General features: G+C 72.5%; 12 protein-coding genes. 2 read left to right on the forward strand and 10 right to left on the reverse strand.

Annotated elements, in window-relative coordinates:
* The first annotated feature begins 8 nt into the window (after positions 1-8).
* Entirely contained in the window at positions 9-1,730 is a 1,722-nt protein-coding gene (locus tag AC0N04_RS05755) for a thiamine pyrophosphate-binding protein (protein WP_474279590.1), read from the forward strand.
* 30 nt (positions 1,731-1,760) lie between these two features.
* Here AC0N04_RS05755 and AC0N04_RS05760 read toward each other — a convergent pair whose 3' ends face one another.
* From AC0N04_RS05760 to AC0N04_RS05770, 3 genes are read right to left on the reverse strand one after another with little or no spacing between them, the layout of a single operon-like run.
* Positions 1,761-3,119 carry a sensor histidine kinase gene (locus tag AC0N04_RS05760; RefSeq protein WP_474279592.1) on the reverse strand — a complete coding sequence of 453 codons (1,359 nt, stop codon included), beginning with the start codon at positions 3,117-3,119 and terminating at the stop codon, positions 1,761-1,763.
* Positions 3,120-3,149: 30 nt separating this feature from the next.
* The gene (locus tag AC0N04_RS05765; RefSeq protein WP_474279594.1) at positions 3,150-4,640 is read right to left on the reverse strand and encodes a nickel-dependent hydrogenase large subunit; all 1,491 of its coding nucleotides are present in this window, start codon (positions 4,638-4,640) and stop codon (positions 3,150-3,152) included.
* The gene (locus tag AC0N04_RS05770) at positions 4,637-5,641 is read right to left on the reverse strand and encodes an NADH-quinone oxidoreductase subunit B family protein (protein WP_474279596.1); all 1,005 of its coding nucleotides are present in this window, start codon (positions 5,639-5,641) and stop codon (positions 4,637-4,639) included. The genes AC0N04_RS05765 and AC0N04_RS05770 overlap by 4 nt, the downstream gene beginning before the upstream one ends.
* Positions 5,642-5,715: 74 nt before the next feature.
* Between AC0N04_RS05770 and AC0N04_RS05775 the strand changes: the two genes are divergently transcribed.
* Positions 5,716-7,113 (forward strand): GGDEF domain-containing protein, encoded by a 1,398-nt coding sequence (locus AC0N04_RS05775; protein ID WP_474279598.1) that lies wholly within the window; start codon positions 5,716-5,718, stop codon positions 7,111-7,113.
* A 20-nt stretch (positions 7,114-7,133) separates the two neighbouring features.
* On the opposite strand, the gene AC0N04_RS05780 is transcribed toward AC0N04_RS05775, so the two are convergent.
* The 7 genes from AC0N04_RS05780 to hypB all read right to left on the reverse strand — a co-directional run bounded on the left by AC0N04_RS05780 (position 7,134) and on the right by hypB (position 15,175).
* Positions 7,134-8,612: a sigma-54-dependent transcriptional regulator gene (locus tag AC0N04_RS05780; protein WP_474279600.1), complete on the reverse strand. Its 1,479-nt coding sequence runs from the start codon at positions 8,610-8,612 to the stop codon at positions 7,134-7,136.
* Positions 8,613-8,646: 34 nt separating this feature from the next.
* Positions 8,647-10,380, reverse strand: coding sequence for an enoyl-CoA hydratase-related protein (locus tag AC0N04_RS05785; protein ID WP_474279602.1), 1,734 nt, complete (start codon positions 10,378-10,380; stop codon positions 8,647-8,649).
* 110 nt (positions 10,381-10,490) lie between these two features.
* Positions 10,491-11,549: a hydrogenase expression/formation protein HypE gene (gene hypE / locus AC0N04_RS05790; protein WP_474279604.1), complete on the reverse strand. Its 1,059-nt coding sequence runs from the start codon at positions 11,547-11,549 to the stop codon at positions 10,491-10,493.
* A gap of 15 nt (positions 11,550-11,564) precedes the next feature.
* The gene (hypD, locus tag AC0N04_RS05795) at positions 11,565-12,704 is read right to left on the reverse strand and encodes a hydrogenase formation protein HypD (RefSeq protein ID WP_474279606.1); all 1,140 of its coding nucleotides are present in this window, start codon (positions 12,702-12,704) and stop codon (positions 11,565-11,567) included.
* Complete coding sequence (locus AC0N04_RS05800; protein ID WP_474279608.1) at positions 12,701-12,934, reverse strand: HypC/HybG/HupF family hydrogenase formation chaperone; 234 nt, start codon at positions 12,932-12,934, stop codon at positions 12,701-12,703. The genes hypD and AC0N04_RS05800 overlap by 4 nt, the downstream gene beginning before the upstream one ends.
* Positions 12,935-12,939: 5 nt before the next feature.
* Complete coding sequence (locus AC0N04_RS05805; protein ID WP_474279610.1) at positions 12,940-14,109, reverse strand: Kae1-like domain-containing protein; 1,170 nt, start codon at positions 14,107-14,109, stop codon at positions 12,940-12,942.
* 4 nt (positions 14,110-14,113) lie between these two features.
* Complete coding sequence (gene hypB / locus AC0N04_RS05810; protein ID WP_474279612.1) at positions 14,114-15,175, reverse strand: hydrogenase nickel incorporation protein HypB; 1,062 nt, start codon at positions 15,173-15,175, stop codon at positions 14,114-14,116.
* Between the last annotated feature and the right edge of the window lie 5 nt (positions 15,176-15,180).

A 15,180-nucleotide genomic window follows, 5' to 3' on the forward strand; every position in this document is an offset into this window, starting at 1 on the left:
ATACCGCCATGTCTGCTCCCCTCGCCGCCGCCCCCCCTCGCCCCCCGGTCCGCCGCAGCGGCGGCCGCATGCTGGTGGACCAGCTGATGATCCAGGGCGTGCAGCAGCTGTTCTGCGTGCCCGGCGAGAGCTTCCTGGCGGTGCTCGACGCCCTGCTCGACAGCGCGATCGCCGTCACCGTCTGCCGCCAGGAGGGCGGCGCGGCGATGATGGCCGAGGCCCAGGGCAAGCTGACCGGGCGCCCCGGCGTGTGCTTCGTCACCCGCGGCCCAGGCGCCACCAACGCGTCGGCCGGCATCCACATCGCGCAGCAGGACTCGACGCCGCTGATCGTCTTCGTCGGTCAGGTCGAGCGCGGCGCACGCGGACGCGACGCGTTCCAGGAACTGGACTACCGCGCCGTGTTCGGCACGATGGCCAAGTGGGTGGTCGAGATCGACGACCCGCGCCGGGTGCCCGAGCTGGTGTCGCGCGCCTTCCTGGAGGCGATGTCGGGCCGGCCCGGCCCGGTGGTGGTGGCGCTGCCCGAGGACATGCTGACCGAACAGGCCGTGGCCGCCGACGCGCCCCGTTGCGAGGCCGCCGAAACCCACCCCGCCGCCGCCGACCTGGCCCGCCTCGAACAGTTGCTGCACGCCGCGCAGCGGCCGCTGCTGGTGCTGGGCGGCAGCCGCTGGAACGCCGCGGCGGTGGCGCGAATGCAGGCCTTCGCGCAGGCCTTCGGGCTGCCGGTGGCCTGTTCGTTCCGGCGCCAGATGCTGTTCGACGCCCACCACCCCGCCTATGTCGGCGACATCGGCCTGGCGCTGAACCCGGCGCTGGCCGAGCGCGTGCGGCAGGCCGACCTGCTGCTGCTGGTCGGCGCGCGGCTCTCGGAGGTGCCCTCGCAGGGCTACACGCTGATCGACCATCCCCAGCCGCGCCAGGCGCTGGTCCACGTGCATGCCGAGGCGCGCGAGCTGGGCGCGCTCTACCACCCGACGCTGGCGGTGCACGCCAGCCCGCGCGCCTTCGCCGCCGCGCTGGCCGGGCTCGCCCCGCCCGCCCCGCCGCGCTGGGCCGACTGGACCACCGCCGCCCGGGCCGACTACCTGGCCTGGAGCGACCCGGCGCCGATCCGCCTGCCGGGCCGGCTGCAAATGGGCGCGGTGATGGCCCACCTGGCCGGCGTGCTGCCGCCCGACACCGTGGTCTGCAACGGCGCGGGCAACTTTGCCACCTGGGTGCACCGCTTCTGGCGCTTCGGCACCTACGGCACCCAGCTGGCGCCGACCAGCGGCTCGATGGGCTACGGCCTGCCGGCCGGCGTCGGGGCGCAGCGCCTGTGGCCCGATCGCACGGTGCTGGTGGTGGCCGGCGACGGCGACTTCCTGATGCACGGCCAGGAACTGGCCACCGCCGTGCAGTACGGCCTGCCGCTGCTGGTCCTGGTGCTGGACAACGGCATGTACGGCACGATCCGGATGCACCAGGAGCGCAGCTACCCGGGACGCGTCAGCGCCACCGGCCTGACCAACCCCGACTTCGCCGCCTACGCCCGGGCCTTCGGCGCCCACGGCGAGACGGTCGTCGACACCGCCGATTTCCCGCTGGCGCTGGCCCGCGCACGCGCCAGCGGCCGCCCGGCCGTGCTGCACTGCCTGATCGACCCCGAAGCCATCACGCCGCAGACCACGCTGACCGCGTTGCGTCAGGCCGGCATGGCGCGCACGCCCCCCGCGGCGGCTTAGGAACGCCCGGCCGCGGCCCGCTCGCAGGGTTCAGGCGGCCCGCAGCGGCAGCTCCAGCGTGAAGACCGAGCCGCCGTCCGGGTGGTTCTCGGCGCTGAGTCGGCCGCCATGCTGCTCGACGATGCCGTAGCTGATCGACAGGCCCAGGCCGGTGCCGCGGCCCACCGGCTTGGTGGTGAAGAAGGGTTCGAAGAGGCGCCCCAGATGCTCGGGCGCGATGCCCGGGCCGTTGTCGCGAAAGCGCAGACGGGCGGTGCTGCCGTCGCAGTCGCCGTCGATCCACAGTGCCGGCGCCACGCCGGGCCGGTTGCTGGCGGCGTCGTAGGCGTTCTGGATCAGGTTCATCATCACCTGCAGCAACTGGCCGGCGCTGCCCAGCACCTCGCACGGCGGGCCGGGCGCCCAGTGCACGTCCAGCGCCGGCGCCGTGCCCTTGCGCACCCAGTGGATCGCGCGCTCGATCACGCCGTTCAGGTCCACCGGCTGGCGGTCCTCGCGGTCGACCGCCGAGAAGCGCTTCAGGCCGTGGACGATGTCGGCGGTGCGCTGCGCGCCTTCGAGCGTGCCTTCCATCAGCGAAGGCAGGTCGTCCAGCAGATGATCGATGCGCAGGCGGGCGCGCAAGGCCGCCTGCTCCTCGGCCGGCGCCCGGGCGTGGATCGCCGCCAGGTAGCTGCGCAGCCGCTCGGTGTAGCGCTGCAGCGCGTGGACGTTGCCCAGCACGAAGCTGATCGGGTTGTTGAGCTCGTGCGCCACGCCGGCCACCAGCCGGCCCAGCGAGGCCATCTTCTCGGAGTGCAGCAGCTGCTGCTGGGTGCGCTTCAAGGCCTCGTGCGCCTCGCGCAGCTGGTGGTAGGCGCGCTTGATCTCGCCCATCGGCCGGCCGACGAAGACCCAGCCGGCGCGCCGGCCGGTCGCGTCCAGCCGCGGCGTGCAGTTGAAGTCCACCGGCACCGTCTGGCCCTGCGCATCGCGCAACTCCAGCTCGACCACGGTGCCGCTGCGCTGCAGCGCCGGCGTCTCGAGCACATGGTGCAGGCGCGCGGCGCTCGCCGCGTCGGCGGTCAGCGCGTCCAGCGGCAGGCCGCGCAGCTCGGCGTCGGGGCGGCCCACCAGTTCGCACAGCGCGGCATTGGTCTCCTCGATCCGGCCGGCGGGGTTGCAGGCGGCCAGCACGTCGCTCATCGCCGTCAACAGGCTGAAGATGAACTGCTGCGACTGTTCCAGCTCGCTGTTTTTTTCTTCCAGTGCGACCTCGTCGGCGACCAGCTGCGAATAGACCTCGTCCATCTTGTGGATCACGTCCAGCCAGGTCGACTCGTCAACGCCCTCCATTTCGGGACTGGGCGCCGACAGCGGGCCGGTAGGGTGCAGCAGTGAACGGATCATCAGGCCGCCAGTCTGCCAGAGGCGGGCCGCTCAATGCACCGTGCAGACCATGCACGGATCGAACGAGCGCACCACATGCTGCACCGCCACCGGCGTGGTCTCGCCCGGCTCGACCGGGGTGCCCACCAGCGCCGCCTCCAGCGCCCCGGGCACGCCGGCGGCGTCGCGCGGCGAAAAATTCCAGCTGGTCGGCGCGACGATCTGGTAGGCCGCCAGCTTGCCGCCGCGCACGCTCAACCAGTGGCCCAGCGCGCCGCGCGCGGCTTCGGTGTGGCCACAGCCGTCGGCGTCCGGCGGCAGCGCGTGCGCGACGTGAAACGGCTCGCCGGGCACGATCGCCGCCAGCCAGCGCTCCATCTGCGGCACCACGGCGGCCAGCTCGACCAGCCGCGCCAGCACCCGGGTGCGCACGTTGCCGCCGCTGCGCGCCACCGCGTCGCGCAGCAAGCCCTGGCCGTTGACGAGCTGGCGCGCGATCGCGCCGGTTTCCACCACCTCGCCGTCCAGCCGCGGGGCCTTGTTCCAGCTGTAGGCACCGGGCTTGTCGGCCTGCGGCTCGGTGCGGCCGTGGCGGGGGTGCAGCGCGCCGCCGGCGTCGCTGAGCCAGGCGTGGCGGGCGTCTTCGCGGATCGCGTCCCACGCCACCGGCCGGCGGGCGCACGCCGCCGCGTCCCACACGCCCTGGGCCAGCAGCGGCTCGCCGCCCGGCTGGCGATAGGCGCCGTAGCTCAGGTAGCGGCCGGGACCGACTCCCAGGCGTTCCAGCTGCAGATCGTCGGCGATCGTGAGGAACAGCCGCAGGTCGCCGCGCAGCGGCTCGCGCGCGCGCCAGGCCTGCAGCGCGGCTTCGCTGTCGAGCGCCGCCACCTCTTCGAGCGGGGCACCGTACAAGGTCGATTCGAGAAAGGCGCGGAACTCGCGCACCCGCGCCAGCAGGCGGATGCGCTCGGACGCCTCGATCGCGCGCGACGAGCCGCCGGGCAGCACGCTCTGGGTGTGCGGCCACTTGCCACCCAGCGTGCCCATCAGCGTGAACCAGCGCTGGCGGGCCGCGGTGGCGGCGCGGGCATGGGCCCCGCCGCCGCCCGCGCCCAGGGCCGCGAAACGCTGCAGCGCCTCGCCGTGCCAGGGGCGCCGGACATAGGCGCCGCGGCTGAAATCGGGCATGAAGAACAGGTAGAAATGGGTCAGGTGGTCGGCCAGGTTCTCGCACGCCAGCATCAGGTTGATCGCGTGCTCGCCGTTGGGCGGCGGCGCCACGCCGGCGGCATCGGCCAGCGCGCGCGCGGCGGCCACCGATTGCGAGACCGAGCAGATGCCGCAGATGCGCGGCACGATCACCAGCGCGTCGTGCGGATCTCGGCCGGGCAGGATCTGCTCGAAGCCGCGGTACATCGTGGCGGTGATCCGCGCCTCGCCGACCCGGCCGTCGGCCACCGTCAGCGCCACCTCCAGGTCGCCCTCGACCCGGTTGAACGGCCCGACCACCAGCCGGCGCGGCGCGCTCGCGTCGTCGGTCATTTCAGCCGGGTGCGGCGCACGGCGGGTGCCACGACGATGTGGTCGGCGGTGGCGTTCTGCCGCACCCGCCTGGGCGTCGCGCTCTTGGACAGCGAAGCCAGCGCGACGAACCAGGCCTTGGGCATGTCGGTCGGCAGGCCGATCGGGATGCCGGCCAGCTTGGGCGTGGCATGGAAGGGGTGGCCCGGATCCTGGAAGCCGGGTTCGGTGCAGCTGATGCAGGCATAGCCGCCGCGCGTGCAGCTGCCCTCGCCGTTCCACAGCCGGGTGTTGCAGTCGGCATGGGCCTGCGTGCCCTTGCAGCCCAGGTGCTCCATCATGCAGCCCAGATCAGAGGGCTTCTCGGCGCTGGCCTTGAACTCGTAGAACTCGTTGCGGGTGCAACCGTGGTGCACCAGCTGGTCGGCATAGAAGCGCGGCCGGTTCAGCGGATCCAGATCGGCCTCGGCCAACTGGCCTGCGGCCAACGCCATCAGCGTGTCCATCACCCAGCCCGGGTGGGTCGGGCAGCCGGCCACGTTGATCACCGGCAGCCCGGCCGTGCCGCGAAAATCGGCGCCCAGCAGGCCGCCGGGGCGGTCGTCGTCGTACTGCAGGCCGCAGGCCTCGGTCGGGTTGGGCCCGCCGGCGGTGATGCCGCCCCAGGCCGCGCAGGAGCCGACCGCCAGCACGTGCCGCGACACCGCGGCCAGGCGCTCGACCCACTGCGTCATGGGCAGGCCGCTGCCCGCCAGCAGGTGGAAGCGGCCGCTACCGTTCGGGCCGCGCAGCAGCGAGCCTTCGACGCACAGCAGGTCCAGCCGCTGCCGTCCGGCCAGGCAATCGTCCAGCAAGGCCAGCAACTCGCCGCCCGATTCGAGCGACAGCGACGGGTGCCACAGCAGGTTCAGCCCGGCCTGCTGCCACAGCCCGGCGAAATCGGCGGTGTCGGCGTTCAGCAAGGACATGCTGCAGCCGCCGCAACCGCCGCTCTGCAGCCACAACACGTTCAGCGCGCACATCGGCGGACTCCCGGGACAAGGGCACAGGCGCCCATGCTATCTTGGCGGCCCGCCACCCTCGCACGCCTGCTCCGATGACCCTTCCGGCCGCCGATCGCCCCGTTCAAGACACCGTCCTTCGACAGCAGTGGCTGGCGGTGCAGGCGAACACGTCTGCGCCGGCACAGGCCTTGCTCGTGGCGCTGGCCCGCAGCGACGCCGGCGAACTCGCCGACCTGTTCTACGGCGCGATGCTGGCCGATCCGGACGCGCGCGCCTTCCTGACCCACGAGGTGGTGGACAGCCGGCTGCGCGCCTCGATGGGACGCTGGGTGGCCGGCCTGCTGGGGCGCTGGGACGAGGCCGCCGTGGACGAGCAGCTGGCGCTGCAGCGCCACGTCGGCACGGTGCATGCACGCATCGGCGTGCGCGGCGACCTGGTGATGCGGGGTGCCCGTCAGATCAAGCAAGGCGTGGCTCACCGGCTGCTGGGGCCCGCCAGCGTGAGCGCCGTCCACATCGAAGCCGTCATCGCCGCGAGCGAGCTGATCGACCTGGCGGTGGAGGCGATGTCGGCGCAATACTTCAGCTCGCACGAGGTGGCTGCGCGCGCCGACGAGTCCTACCGCACCTTCGTGTCGAGCATGAACATGTCGCTGGAGCGCGAGCGCCAGCGCACCGCCCTGCTGAACTGGGAGAACCAGGTGCTGCAGCAGGTGATGAGCGGGCGCGTGGAAGATGCGCTGCCGCCGATCGGCCAGTCGTCCTTCGGACTGTGGATACGGCACAAGGCAGCCGCCCTGTTCAGCCGCGGCAGCGAACTCCAAGGCATCATCGAGGCGATGGACCGCATCGACGGCGCCCTGCTGCCACTGTGCCAGCGCGAGCTGAACCAGCCCGGCGGCGAGGAGCTGCGCCGCCTGCTGCGCGGCGTGTCGTCCGAGGTGAGGCAGATCCGCTACTTGAAGGACAGCCTGTTCGACCACCTGGTCGACATGGAGGTCGGTCGCGACGCGCTGACCCAGTTGCTGAACCGGCGCTTTCTGCCGTCCATCCTGGGCCGCGAAATCGAGCTGAGCCGGCAGGCCCGCAAGGAGTTTTCGCTGCTGCTGATCGATGTCGACCACTTCAAGGACATCAACGACCGCCACGGTCACGACGCCGGCGATCGCGTGTTGCAGCACCTGGGTAACGTGCTGGTGAACGCGGTTCGCAGCGGCGACTTCGTGTTCCGCTACGGCGGCGAGGAGTTCCTGGTCATCGCCGTCGAACTGAGCCCGGCCCAGGCGCTGCAGGTGGCCGAGAAGATCCGCCACGCGGTCGAGCAGGAGACCTTTCTGCTGTCCAACGCGCAGACGCTCAAGGCCAGCATCAGCGTCGGCGTGGCCGCGCATGACGGCCACCCCGATTACCAGCGCCTGATCGAACGCGCCGACCAGGCGCTCTACCGCGCCAAGCAAGCCGGCCGCAACCGCTGCGTGCTGGACGGCTGAGCCGGCGACGGGCGGCAGCGTCATGGCTGCGGCTCCAGGCCGAAGCGCCTGAGCTTGGCCCGCAGGCCGACCCGCGACAAGCCCAGCTCGGCCGCGACCCGGGTCTTGTTCCAGCGATGGCGCAGCAAGGCCTCGCCCAGCACATGCGCCTCCAGGACATCGAGCCGCTCCTGCAGCGTCGTGCCGGCCGCCGCCGCCGGCACGGCCGGTGACGCCGGACGCGGGCCGGCCGGCCCTTGCAGCACCCGCGCCGAGAAGGCCTCGGCGCCGATGCGCGCGCCGTCGCTGAGGGCCGCGGCACGGGCGATCTCGTTGCGCAGCTCGCGGATGTTGCCGGGCCAGGGGTAGGCCTGCAGGCGGGCCAGGGCCTCGGCCTCCAGGGCCAGCGTCGGCCGCCCCAGTTCGCGCGCGACGTCGACCAGCAGCCGTTCGGCGATCGGCGCGATGTCGCCGGCACGCTCGCGCAGCGCCGGCATGTGCAGCGTGACGCCGGCGATGCGGTAGTACAAGTCCTCGCGGAAGCGCCCGGCGTGCACCTCGTCTTCGAGCTGGCGGTGGGTGGCGGCGATCACCCGCACGTCCACCGGCAGCGAGCGGGTCGAGCCGACCGGCCGCAGCTCGCCTTCCTGCAGGACCCGCAGCAGCTTGACCTGGAAGGCCGGCGAGGTCTCGCCGATCTCGTCGAGGAAGACGGTGCCGCCGTGCGCGCGCTGGAACAGGCCGACGTGGTCCTCATACGCGCCGGTGAAGGCGCCGCGCTTGTGGCCGAAGAGCTCGGACTCCAGCAACGTGTCGGGGATCGCCGCGCAGTTCTCGAGCACGAAGGCGCCGGCGTGGCGCGGCGACGCGTAGTGCAGCGCGCGCGCCAGCAACTCCTTGCCGGTGCCCGACTCGCCCAGGATCAGCACCGGCAGGTCGTAGCGGGCGATGCGCGAGGCCATCTCGCAGACCGCGTCCAGCGGGCTGCCCGGCGCCCGCACGATGCGCTCGAAATCGAAGGCCGCGCGAGCCTCGCCCAGCTTCTGGCGGCTGCGCGCGCGCAGCACCGGCGCGCCGGTGCGCAGTTCGATCTCCAGCCGCGACAGGCCTTGCTGCAGCGAACGCGCCTCGGCCGCGGTGCGCACGGTCTGCAGCAGGTGGTCCGGCACCCAGGGCTTGAGCACGTACTGGTAGATGCCGGCCTCGTTGACGCCGGCGATGATGTCCTCGCTGTCGGTGTAGCCCGAGATCACGATGCGCACCGTGTCGGGCCAGCGCTCACGCACCTCCTTCAGGAACTCGACCCCGGTCAGCCCCGGCATGCGCTGGTCGCACAGGATCACCGCGACCGCCTGCTGCTGCAGCGCCTCGCGAGCCGCCTCGGCGCTGCTGGCGGTGACGATGCGGAACTCCTCGTCCAGCGTGCGCCGCATCGCATCGAGCGAGCGAACCTCGTCGTCGACCAGCAGCACCACCGGCAGGTCGGCAGCGATCGAGGGCGGGGCGTCGGCGGCGTTCATCAAGGGGGTTCGGCAGGTCGGTGGGGCGCTGCGCTCAGCGATGCACCGCGAGGTGGCGTGGCGTCCAGGCCAGGGGCTTGCGGTAGACGAAGTGGTGGCGCGCCACGTGATAGCTCGGGTCGAAGCCGTAGAAGTTGCGGTGCATGCGTTGCAACTCCTCGCTGCGGTAGGCCGCCAGCGGCTTGAGCGCCTCGTCGGCCGCGCGGCGTTCACGCTTGGCCGCGATTCTGGCAGCTCCGCCGGGGGCCGTGGCCAGCGCCTGCGCGGCCTGGCGGGCCGCGGCCTCGAAGCCGGCGGCATCGGCCGCGAGCACCGCGTCCAGCAGGCCCAGCCGCTGCGCCTCGGCGGCGCCCAGCGGCAGCCGCTGCTGGGTGATGCGATTCGCCGCCTCGGCGCCGACCCGGCGCGGCAAGGTGTAGGTCCAGTATTCCGACCCGTACAGGTTGCCCATGTTCTTGTAGTGCGGGTTCAGCACCACGCCCGCATGCGACCAGACCTGATCGGCCGCCAGCGCGAGAAAACAGCCGCCGGCGCCGGCGTTGCCGCGCAGCGCCGCCACGGTCAGCCGGTCGGTCAGCGTCAGCAGTTCCAGCGCCACGTCGTCCATCGCCTCGATGTTGCGCCAGGACGCATCGGCGGCGCTGTCGCCCGCCACCTCGGCCGAGGCCTCGATATCGTGCAGGTGGATGCCGTTCGAGAAGAAATCCGGTCCGCCCGCCAGCACCAGCACCGCCATCGGGCGCTGGCGCAGTTCGCACAGCGCATCGCGCAGGCGCTGGCATTGGCGGGTGCTCATCGCGCCATTGTGAAAGGCGAATCCGAGCCAGCCCACGCGCGCCGACGGTGGCCCGGATTCCTCGTAGTGCAACTCGTCCCATTCGGCGGCGTCGCGCATCAGTGGCACCGGCAACTCGGGCAGGGCCGCCGCCTCGATGGCGAAGGCGCGGGTGGCGGCCAGCTTCAACGTGCCCGCGCCGGACGCGGCCGCAGCGCGGCGCACCTGGCCGACCCAGATCGCGCCATCGACGGTGCGCACCAGCACGGCCGGGCCGCGCCGCGCGATCGCCGCACCGGGCCGGGCCGCGGCGCCGCCGCTGCGCGCCAGCGCGTCTGCGCTGGCCGGATGGGCGTCGAACAGCCGGACCGGCTCGCCGAACAAGGCCGCCACCACGCCCGGCGCGCCGTCGGCGGCACGCAGGTGGCGCAGCAGCGTCGCGCCATCGTGGCGGGCCCAGTCGACGGCGCGATCGGCCGGGGTCATCCAGGGCTGCCAGCCCATCGGCCCGGTCGCCGCCGCCTCGGGCCCGGACGGCAGCGCGGCGCCGCGCTGCAGCGCCTCGCGCACGGCCAGCACCGCCGCCTGCCCCAGCTCGCGGCGGTAGACGCTGGATTTGGTGTCCTCGCGCAGCGCGAAGTCCGCGTGGGCCCAGACCGGCCCGGCATCGAAATCGCCGTCGGCCTGCAGCACCGTCACGCCCCAGCGCCGGTGCCGACGCATCAGCGCCCAGTCCAGCGCGCTGGGACCGCGGTCGCCGGGCGGCCCGGGGTGCACCACCAGGCAGCACCGGGTGCGCCACACCGACTCGGGGATCTTGCGCTTCAGGAACGGCGCCAGCACCACGTCGGGCTGGAACAGCGCCACCGCCTCCTCGGTCACCGCGTCGGCGATGTCGAGCTCGACCGAGACCGTGTGACCCGCCTCGCGCAGGTCGACGAACAGGCGCTGGGACAGGCTGTTGAAGAGATGGCACAACAGCAGGATGCGCATCAGCAGACCGGACGGTTCATCGTTCGGCCGGGAACGGTCTGCACCGGCTCCAGCGGCCTCTTGGGCACCGAGATCCCTCGCACGGTCTTCACCCTGGCCACCTCGGCGGTTCAGCAGATCCGCGGCAGCGGCTCGCCGCTGAGCCAGTCCACCACGCGCCGGCCGCCGAAGCGGGTGGCCATCTGCACGAAGTGCTGCGGGTCGACGGTGACGGTGCCGATGCGTGCGGCCGCGTGGCCCAGCGGGTGGGCACGCATCGCGCCGAGCACGCTGTCGGCGGCCTCGGGTGCGACGACCGCGACCAGCTTGCCCTCGTTGGCGATGTAGAGCGGATCGAGGCCCAGCAGCTCGCAGGCCGCGTCGACCTGCGGCAGGATGGGGATCGCCGCCTCGTCCAGCAGCATGCCCACGCCCGACTGCGCGGCGATCTCGTTGAGCGTCGTGGCCAGGCCGCCGCGGGTCGGGTCGCGCAAGGCATGCACCGCGCCTTCGGGCGCCGCCGCCAACAGCTGAGCCACCAGCGTGTGCAGCGCCGCGGTGTCGGAGACGATCGCGGTCTCGAATTCCAGCGATTCGCGCTGCGACAGCACCGCCACCCCGTGCTCGCCTATCGTGCCCGAGACGATCAGCACGTCGCCCGCACGCGCCCGGGCGCCGCCGAGACGGCGGCCCGGCGGCAGCGCGCCGACGCCGGTGGTGCTGATGAACACGCCGTCGCCCTTGCCCTGCTCGACCACCTTGGTGTCGCCGGTGACCACCGGCACGCCGGCCTCGCGCGCGGCCGCCGCCATCGAGTCGACGATGCGCTTCAGGTCGGCCAGCGCGAAGCCCTCTTCGAGGATGAAGCTGGCCGCCAGGTACAGCGGCGTCGCCCCCATCATCGCCAGGTCGTTGACCGTGCCGTGCACTGACAGGCAGCCGATGTCGCCACCCGGAAAGAACAGCGGCGAGATCACGTGGCCGTCGGTGGCCATCACCAGCTGATGGCCGGTCGGCAGCGGCGGCAGGCACGCACCGTCGTCGCCCTGGCGCAGGAACTCGTTGTCGAAGGCGCGGGCGAAGACCTCGGCGATCAGCTGCGCACCGGCCCGGCCACCGGCGCCGTGGTTCATGTCGATGCGGCCGCCGCGCAGGTCGAGCGGCCGTACATAGTTTTTCTTCAGACTCATGAGGCGGTCTCGGGATCAGGCCGCAACGACCGGGATGTCGCGGAAACGGCCATACGAATAATGGGCCGCGCAAGCCCCCTCGCTCGACACCATGCACGAGCCGATCGGGTTCTCGGGCGTGCAGACGTTGCCGAACAACTTGCAGTCCTGCGGCCGCTTGACGCCGCGCAGGATCGCGCCGCATTCGCATTGCTTGTGGTCGGGCACCGGCGTGTAGTGCAGCGCGAAGCGCTGCTCGGCATCGAAGGCAGCCAAGGCCGGCCGGATCTTCAGCGCGCTGTACGGCACCTCGCCCAGGCCGCGCCACTCGAAATGGCTGCGCAGCTCGAACACCTCGCTGACCACCGCCTGCGCGGCCTGGTTGCCCTCGGGTGTGACGGCGCGGGTGAACTCGTTCTCGACCTCGGCGCGGCCCTGGTTGACCTGGCGCACCAGCATCAGGATGGCCTGCATCACGTCCAGCGGCTCGAAGCCGGCGATCACCACCGGCTTGCGGTATTCCTCGGCGAAATGCGCGTAAGGCTGGGAGCCGATCACGATGCTGACGTGTGCCGGGCCGATGAAGCCGTCGATCGGCACGGTGCCGTAGCGGCGCACCTCGGGGCTCTCCAGGATGTGCGTGATCGCGCTGGGCGTCAGCACGTGGCAGCACAGCACGCTGAAGTTGGCGATGCCCTCCTTCGCGGCCTGGCGGATCACCAGCGCGGTGGGCGGGGTGGTGGTCTCGAAGCCGATCGCCAGGAACACCACCTCGCGCTCCGGGTGGCTGCGAGCCAGCGCCAGCGCATCGGCCGCGGAGTACACCATGCGGATGTCGGCGCCACGCGCCTTGGCCTTCATCAGGCTCAGGCCGTCCGAGGCCGGCACGCGCATCACGTCGCCGTAGGTGCACAGCATGACCTGCTTTTCCAGCGCCAGCCGGATCGCCAGATCGACCCGGCCGATCGGCAGCACGCAGACCGGACAACCCGGGCCGTGGATCATGCGCACGCTGGGCGGCAGCAGTTCGGTGATGCCGTAGCGCGAGATCGCATGGGTGTGGCCGCCGCAGAATTCCATGAAGCTGTAGCGGCGGCCGGGCTGCACCTCGGCGGCCAGGCGCTCAGCCAGCCGGCGGGCCAGCTCGCCGTCGCGGTATTCGCTGATGTGCTTCACGGTGCGGCCCCTTCGGCGGCGGCCAGTTCGGCGAACAGCGCCAGCGTGCGCTGCGCCTCCTCGGGGTCGAGCAGGCCGATCGCATGGCCGACATGGACGATGACGTAGTCGCCCACCCGGGCTTCGGGCGTCAGCGCGATCGAGATCGCCTTGCGCACGCCACCCAGGTCCACGGTGGCCTGGTCGGCGTCATGCAGGGCGACCACCAGGGCCGGCAGGGCAAGGCACATGGGGTCTAGTCCTTCGATGACAGGAATTCGGGGTCGGCCACGGTGCACGCGGCGATCCAGGCCTGGCCCAGCGCCAGGCCGGCGTCGCCGCAGCTGAGGGCCTGGGGCGCCGCCACCGCCAGGCCGGTCGGGGCCAGCGCCTGGCGCACGCCGCGCGTCAGCAGCCGGTTGAAGAAGCAGCCGCCGCCCAGCACCACGGTGGCCGCGCCGGCCTCGCGCGCCGCGGCCTCGGCGGTGGCCGCCAGACCCTGGGCCAGCGCGAGATGGAAGTGCGCCGCGACGCGGCCCTGGGCCTCGGCCAGCGCCGCGCCTTCGGCATGCGGCGGGCACCACGCGAGCCAGGTCGGCACCCGCGCCAGCAGGTCCAGCGACGGCGTGTCCAGCGGCGGCACGGCATGGGTTTCGAGCCAGTCGGTGGCGCAGCGCTCCAGCGCGATCGCGGCCTCGGCCTCCTCGCGCTGCGCCCGGCTCAGCCGCAGCAGGCCCGCGACCGCATCGAACCAGCGCCCGGCGCTGGTGGTGGGCGGACAGTTCAGGCTGCGCGCCAACATCTGCGCGATCAAGGCCGCCGAGCGCTCGCCGACCTGCGGCGACAGCCACGGCACGATCCGGTCCGCGTGGCCGCTGGCCTGCAGCAGCGCGGCCGCCATGCGCCAGGGCTCGCGCGCGGCGACGTCGCCGCCCGGCAGACGCAGCGTGGGCAGATGGGCCCGGCGCTGCCAGTGCTGCGCCCGCTCCAAGGCGTCCACCTGCAGCACTTCACCACCCCAGGCGCTGCCATCGGTGCCCAGGCCGACGCCGTCCAGCGCGAGGCCGATCACCGGGCCGTCCAGGCCTTGTTCGGCCTGGACCACGACGATGTGGGCATGGTGGTGCTGCACGGCGATCGCGGGCACGCCGAGCGCGCCGGCCAGCTCCAGCGCGATCCGGGTCGAGTGGAAATCGGGATGCAGGTCGTGCGCCACGGCGGCAATCGGTCCGGTGGCGGCCGCCCGCAGTGCCGCCACCGACTGCTCCAGTGCCGCGCAGGCGCCCGGCTCGCCCAGGTCGCCATGCAGCTCGGACCACCACGCGGTGTCGCCCTCCAGCAGGCAGGCGCGGTTCTTCAGGAAGGCGCCACAGGCCAGCACCCGCGCGGGCGCGGGCCGGGGCAAGGCGGTGCGGGCCAGCGTCATCACCTCAGGCGCGGGCGGCCGCCAGCTGGGCTTCGAGCTCGGCGATGCGCCGGCGCAGCGTGGCCTCGACCGAGGTCGGCGGCACCGCGCCGGCCGGCGCCGCGTCGTCGGCCTGCAGCAGCCAGTCGATCCAAGCGTCCATGCCGTCGCCGCGCGTGGCCGAAACCAGCAGCACCTCGATGCCGGGGTTGACGCGGCGCGCGTACTCGATGCACTTGGGCAGGTCGAAGTTGAGGTGGGGCAGCAGGTCGACCTTGTTCAGCACCATCAGCCGGGCGGCGGCGAACATGTCGGGGTACTTGATCGGCTTGTCCTCGCCCTCGGTGACCGAGAGGATCGCGATCTTGGCGGCCTCGCCCAGGTCCCACATCGCCGGGCAGACCAGGTTGCCGACGTTCTCGATGAACAGCAGCGACCCGGCCTCGGCATGATCGTGGTCTTGAGCGTGCTCGTGCTCGTGCTCGTGCTCGTGGGAATGAGCGTGATGGTGGTGGTCATGGCCGTGCAGACCGAGGCGGCCGAAGGCGTCGGCCACCATCTGCGCGTCGAGGTGGCAGCCCTTGCCGGTGTTGACCTGGATGGCCGGCGCACCAGTGGCGCGGATGCGGTCGGCGTCGTTCGAGGTCTGCTGGTCGCCCTCGATCACCGCCAGCGGCAGCGCCGGCGCGCGCGCCTTCAGCGCTTCGATGGTGGCGCACAGCAGCGTGGTCTTGCCCGACCCGGGGCTGGAGACCAGGTTGTAGGCCGTCACGCCATGGGCCAGGAAATGGGCGCGGTTCATCGCGGCCAGCCGGTTGTTCTCGCCCAGCACGTCGGCTTCGAGCTTGATCGCCCGGGCCTGGCTCATGCCCGGCACCGAGACCCGCGCCGCGCCGGCGCCGTAGTGCAGGTCGCCGGTGGCCGGGTCCACCGCCAGCGCGGTCTCGGCGTGCTCGAGCACCGGCGCATGGGGGTGTGCGTGATCGTGGGAATGGGCGTGATCGTGCCCATGATCGTGCCCCTGCGCGGCGTCGTGCCGGGTCTCGACCGTCGAGGCGCCGCCGGCGCAACCGCAAACCACACACATGGTGT

This window comes from Ideonella sp. sgz306126 (assembly GCF_056032705.1).

Coding starts and splice junctions, on each gene's coding strand:
- AC0N04_RS05800 (WP_474279608.1), bottom strand. CDS start 12,934: ATGTGCCTTGCCCTGCCGGCCCTGGTGGTCGCCCTGCATGACGCCGAC.
- AC0N04_RS05775 (WP_474279598.1), top strand. CDS start 5,716: ATGACCCTTCCGGCCGCCGATCGCCCCGTTCAAGACACCGTCCTTCGA.
- hypE (WP_474279604.1), bottom strand. CDS start 11,549: ATGAGTCTGAAGAAAAACTATGTACGGCCGCTCGACCTGCGCGGCGGC.
- AC0N04_RS05755 (WP_474279590.1), top strand. CDS start 9: ATGTCTGCTCCCCTCGCCGCCGCCCCCCCTCGCCCCCCGGTCCGCCGC.
- AC0N04_RS05760 (WP_474279592.1), bottom strand. CDS start 3,119: ATGATCCGTTCACTGCTGCACCCTACCGGCCCGCTGTCGGCGCCCAGT.
- AC0N04_RS05780 (WP_474279600.1), bottom strand. CDS start 8,612: ATGAACGCCGCCGACGCCCCGCCCTCGATCGCTGCCGACCTGCCGGTG.
- AC0N04_RS05765 (WP_474279594.1), bottom strand. CDS start 4,640: ATGACCGACGACGCGAGCGCGCCGCGCCGGCTGGTGGTCGGGCCGTTC.
- hypB (WP_474279612.1), bottom strand. CDS start 15,175: ATGTGTGTGGTTTGCGGTTGCGCCGGCGGCGCCTCGACGGTCGAGACC.
- AC0N04_RS05785 (WP_474279602.1), bottom strand. CDS start 10,380: ATGCGCATCCTGCTGTTGTGCCATCTCTTCAACAGCCTGTCCCAGCGC.
- AC0N04_RS05805 (WP_474279610.1), bottom strand. CDS start 14,109: ATGACGCTGGCCCGCACCGCCTTGCCCCGGCCCGCGCCCGCGCGGGTG.
- AC0N04_RS05770 (WP_474279596.1), bottom strand. CDS start 5,641: ATGTGCGCGCTGAACGTGTTGTGGCTGCAGAGCGGCGGTTGCGGCGGC.